The following is a 1,369-nucleotide window of genomic DNA, read 5'->3' on the forward strand; positions in this document are numbered from 1 at the left end:
GGAGTCACCGATCTGATCTTTCACCGAATCTTTAGGCAGGTGAATTCCAATGGATAATAATACTGAGTGGGCAATACATACTTTTGGTCAGGCAGATCTAGGTGATCCCCGTCGCACCGCTCGTCTGGTAAAGTTAGCTGAAACATTAGCGAACGCACCAGGAAAACCATTCGTGAATATCACCCAATCTCCAGCGGACATGGAAGGCGCTTATCGCTTTATTCGTAATGAGCACGTGAGTGCAGATGCAATTGCTGAAGCTGGATATCAAGTCACAGTAAAGCAAGCTGCCAGGCACAATTTACTGCTCGCCTTGGAAGACACCACGACAATCACATACAGTCACCGCTCTGTTCGGGATGAGCTTGGCCACGTCAATCAAGGAGATCGCCATCGGGGCATGCTTGCTCATAGTGCATTGTTATTTGCCCCTGAGCAGCGAGAAGTTGTTGGATTAATTGAACAATCCCGTTGGGCACGTGATATCAGCACGCGCGGAAAGAAGCATTTGCGTAAAAAAACGTGTTATGAAGAAAAAGAAGGCTTTAAGTGGGAGTCAGCTTCCGTCAATATGTCGGCCAGATTAGGCGCCAAGATGGCAGATGTGATATCGGTCTGTGACCGGGAAGCTGATATCTACGAGTACTTGCAGCACAAGCTCACGAATCAGCAGCGCTTCGTGGTTCGCTCGATGCAGAGTAGGCATATTGAAGAGGGAGAGCATAAGCTCTATCACTATGCTGCCGGGCTTGAGAGTGCAGGACAAAAACAGGTGCACATTGCCCAAAAAGGTGGGCGAAAGGCGCGTACTGTGACATTGGATATCGTATTTGCTCCAGTGACGTTGAAAGTTCCGGCCAATAAACGCGGAAACTCACTACCACTATACTATGTTGGATGTGTCGAACGCACGGAGGGTGAAGAAGCATTAAGCTGGCATTTACTGACCAATGAACCGGTCAAAAGCAAAGCCGATGCGCTTAACATTATTCGTTACTATGAGCATCGCTGGTTAGTTGAGGAATACCATAAAGCCTGGAAAACGGATGGTACCAATATTGAAAATGCTCGCTTGCAGAGTAAAGCGAACGTAGAGAGGCTGGTTACCATTAATGCCTTCATTGCTGTGCGGATATTGCAGCTAAAGTTCGCGCGTGAACAACCAGATGAAGTCAGCTGCGAACAGGTGCTCTCTCCAAAGGCCTGGAAACTGTTGTGGATTAAACAGGTTAGCAGAACATTGCCTGAAACTACCCCCACCATGAAGTGGGCTTACGCGGAACTTGCCAGACTTGGAGGATGGAAAGACACCAAGCGAACGGGGAAGGCGTCAATAAAGGTGTTATGGCAAGGATGGTTTAAATTACAA

General features: G+C 47.9%; 1 protein-coding gene. It reads left to right on the plus strand.

Annotation, left to right across the window (positions count from 1 at the left end):
* Nucleotides 1–49: 49 nt before the first annotated feature.
* Nucleotides 50–1,369 (plus strand): IS4 family transposase (locus tag QWY20_RS18445; protein ID WP_330130448.1); only part of this gene is annotated, 1,320 nt, incomplete at its 3' end.

Origin of the sequence: Alkalimonas cellulosilytica (assembly GCF_036325985.1) — a bacterium.
GTDB classification, from domain to species: Bacteria; Pseudomonadota; Gammaproteobacteria; order Enterobacterales; family Alteromonadaceae; genus Alkalimonas; species Alkalimonas cellulosilytica.